General features: G+C 36.1%; 3 protein-coding genes. 2 read left to right on the top strand and 1 reads right to left on the bottom strand.

The genetic code is table 11. From position 1 onward, the window contains the following. The first annotated feature begins 582 nt into the window (after window positions 1–582). On the top strand, window positions 583–2,337 hold the full coding sequence (locus tag ACR2F7_RS12300; RefSeq protein WP_432713854.1) for a S8 family peptidase: 1,755 nt from the start codon (window positions 583–585) through the stop codon (window positions 2,335–2,337). A 24-nt stretch (window positions 2,338–2,361) separates the two neighbouring features. On the opposite strand, the gene ACR2F7_RS12295 is transcribed toward ACR2F7_RS12300, so the two are convergent. Continuing rightward, complete coding sequence (locus tag ACR2F7_RS12295) at window positions 2,362–2,634, bottom strand: hypothetical protein (RefSeq protein ID WP_432713853.1); 273 nt, start codon at window positions 2,632–2,634, stop codon at window positions 2,362–2,364. A gap of 187 nt (window positions 2,635–2,821) precedes the next feature. Here ACR2F7_RS12295 and ACR2F7_RS12290 point away from each other — a divergent pair. After that, window positions 2,822–3,356, top strand: a 535-nt coding sequence (locus ACR2F7_RS12290; RefSeq protein WP_432713852.1) for a lipocalin family protein, incomplete at its 3' end; no start/stop codon positions are given.

The following is a 3,356-nucleotide window of genomic DNA, read 5'->3' as shown; positions in this document are numbered from 1 at the left end:
TCCAAAATGCCTTCGGGTAATAAAAAACTAATTAATGTGTCTGTGACCTGGTTCAAAATAGTAGCAGCTAATAATCCTAATTTCTATACTGCAAAAGAAAGAAATTATTTACTTCCCCCCAAGAATTCCGCTTGATCCGTTTATATGGGTTTTTAGCACAGCGCAGGGCAAATAGCCATATCTGCTTTATAACCCATAACCGCTTGGTGCTTTGCTTTCTTTTACTTTTAAAATTTTAGTTTATATGGTTTATAAGGCATTTTAGCATAGCGAAGTTGAGGGTGCAAATAGTAAATTTATAATACAGGAAAGAATTGGGACTTAAGTAAGGTATTCTAATTCCTTTTCCATGATAGCTAATCATCTTTTCTGCCTATGTAAATAGTTGAGTTGCATTCTTACGCTTCTCTACTTATCACATCATTTAAATAATGTGATACCTGTGCGTTAGGTTAACTCTTCCTTCATTGCTAAGTTTAACCTCTCTTTGTGACTAAATGTTAAAAAACCTTAAATACAATTCGCTACTATAATAAAAAACGTATTATTGTGTTAGTTGTTCATTAACGTAAAAGCTGTTTTATGAAACTCAAACTCTCTATTCTTTTTATTTTCATATTAAGCCACTTTAGCCTATTAGCACAGGATAAGAAAGTCGTTCTTCCTCCTAATTGGTATAACCTTGATTTAGTTAAAGATGGCTATTTTGGCATCAGTGCAGATAAAGCCTATTCTACCTTACTTAAAGGAAAAACGCCTAAAAGCAATATCATTGTTGCGGTAATTGATGGTGGTATAGAAACCAATCATGAAGATTTAAAAGGCGTTATTTGGGTCAATCAAAAAGAAATTCCCGATAATGGCATTGATGACGATGGCAATGGATATATTGATGATATCAACGGCTGGAATTTTATCGGCTCCAAACAAGGCAACCTCGCCTATGACAACTTGGAAATGGTTAGGATCTATCGTAAATATAAACCCAAATACCAATCAACTATCAGAACCACGAAATTAGATAGTACTGAACAAGCAGAATATGAGCTATTCAATAAGGTTACTATTGAATTTGGTAAAAAGGTTGATGATGCAGACCAAAATTTCAGAATCTATGCGGCCATCAAACATGTATTAGATTCTGTTGCAACAGTTAATAAAAAGACCATACCTACACTTGCTGATGTAGAAACTTACACCCCAGACAATGAGCAGGAAGAGCAAGTGAAGAAAATTATTAGGGCGGGAACTAAAGACAGTGGTGGTTTTGATAAATTCTATAAGGACATTATGGATGGTTATCAACAACTTGACATCATGTTAAGGTATAATTTAAATCCAAACTACGATCAAAGAAAAGAATTGGTTGGTGATAATTATGAAAATTCCAGTGAACGGATTTATGGAAATAATGATGTGATGGGGCCTAATGCAGATCATGGTTCTCACGTAGCAGGCATTATTGCCGCTCAAAGAGACAATTCGATAGGAATTAATGGCATTGCCAATCATGTCAGTATCATGGCCATTAGGGTGGTGCCAGAAGGAGATGAGCGGGATAAGGATGTAGCCAATGGCATTCGCTATGCCGTAGACAACGGAGCAAGAATTATTAACATGAGCTTTGGTAAAGGCTTTAAGTGGGACAAAAAAGTGGTAGATGAAGCGGTAAAATACGCGGAATCAAAAAATGTTTTGTTGGTACACGCAGCGGGTAATGATAACCTGGATGTGGACAGGGAAGAGAATTATCCTAATAAATACTTTGAAGGTCCAGAATTTATTGCTTATCAGCTCAAACATAAACCTATAAAAAAAGATTTCCCTCTTTTAGGTAAGCCAACACCACCTGCAAGAAACCCTTATGGAAACAATAACGTGCGGCTCCCTAAAAAGATAGAGCTTGATTCAGTAAAGTTTAACCTCCCACATGCCAGTAACTGGATAGAAGTAGGTGCAAGTGCATATAGAAGTGACGCTGACCTAAAAGCTTCTTTTTCAAATTATGGTAAACACAACGTAGATGTATTTGCCCCAGGCTTTATGATTAAATCTACCGTTCCAAAGTCTAAATACGAAGAATTTGATGGCACCAGTATGGCTGCACCTGTAGTATCAGGGTTGGCAGCTGTAGTTTTAAGTTATTACCCTGACTTGACCGCTGTAGAGTTGCGTAATGTCATCATTAAATCTGTGGTTAAGGTGCCGCATAAGGTTAAATTAAAGGATGACCAAGGCAATAGCTTAAAGGTGCCATTTACGGATTTATGTAACAGCGGTGGTGTTGTTAATCTTTATAATGCACTAGAATATGCTGAAAAACTGAAAAAGTACTAATGAAAATGGGATTAAACTAATTCATTAAGGACTAATAGTTTCTATTTTTGAACGTGTATCATCATCATCATCATCTGGTTTGTCACCCTGATGAGGTGTTGAATGTTGAGTAGTAGTTGCATCTTCTTGATTATCTTGCGGTAGTTCATCTTCGTTTTGCTGATTCTCCTTTGCTTTATTGGTATTGGCCGCCTGGTGTTGCTCACTGTGAGGATAAACCTTTTCTGTATCAGGAGTAACTGTTTCAATCTTTGATTGTAAATCCTCGCTAGACTTTGGTGCAGTTGAATTTTCCATTTCTTATGTCATTTTATCTATCCTATAAAGAGATTAAAGCCTAATTTGTTTTTATTTTATTTGTAATTCATTTTCACTATTTAATATTGGAGGGTAACATAAGCGAGCTATGATTTGAAGTGATCAAACAAAAAGCTACAGGATGGGTTTAAGTGATGATAGTTTCTTTAAATTAAATTGATCATTTATGAAAATCAACAGCGTACATGTATTTGTTGCCTTTGGTACATTGGTAGCCTCGTCACTTTTATTTTCATGCAGTTCTGTTTCCCTTCCTAAAGGGGCTTCAGCAGTTTCACCTTTCGATAAAGATAAGTATCTAGGAAAGTGGTATGAAATTGCCAGGCTTGATTTTAAGTATGAAAAGAACCTTGATAACGTTACGGCTAATTACACTTTAAAGGATGATGGTTCTATCCGTGTTGACAATCGTGGTTATGATTACACTAAAAATGAATGGAAGGAAAGTATTGGCAAGGCCAAATTCGTTGAAGAACCAACTGTTGGCCGGCTAAAGGTTTCCTTCTTTGGGCCTTTTTATGCTGCTTATAATGTGATTGCCATCGATAAAGATTATCAAAATGCATTGGTTGTGGGTAATAGCACAAAATATATGTGGATTTTATCGAGAACAAAGACGATTCCAGATGCGGTGAAGGCAGATTACCTTCAACAAGCCAAAGCTATTGGTGTTGATATTGATGCCCTTGTGTATAATAAAC

It is taken from the genome of Pedobacter sp. (assembly GCF_045628745.1).
Classification (GTDB): domain Bacteria; phylum Bacteroidota; class Bacteroidia; order Sphingobacteriales; family Sphingobacteriaceae; genus Pedobacter.
This window is presented reverse-complemented; position numbering and strand designations above follow the sequence as displayed.

Excerpts from the sequence above, each read along its gene's own strand:
- ACR2F7_RS12295 (WP_432713853.1), bottom strand. The coding sequence starts at position 2,634 with ATGGAAAATTCAACTGCACCAAAGTCTAGCGAGGATTTACAATCAAAG.
- ACR2F7_RS12300 (WP_432713854.1), top strand. The coding sequence starts at position 583 with ATGAAACTCAAACTCTCTATTCTTTTTATTTTCATATTAAGCCACTTT.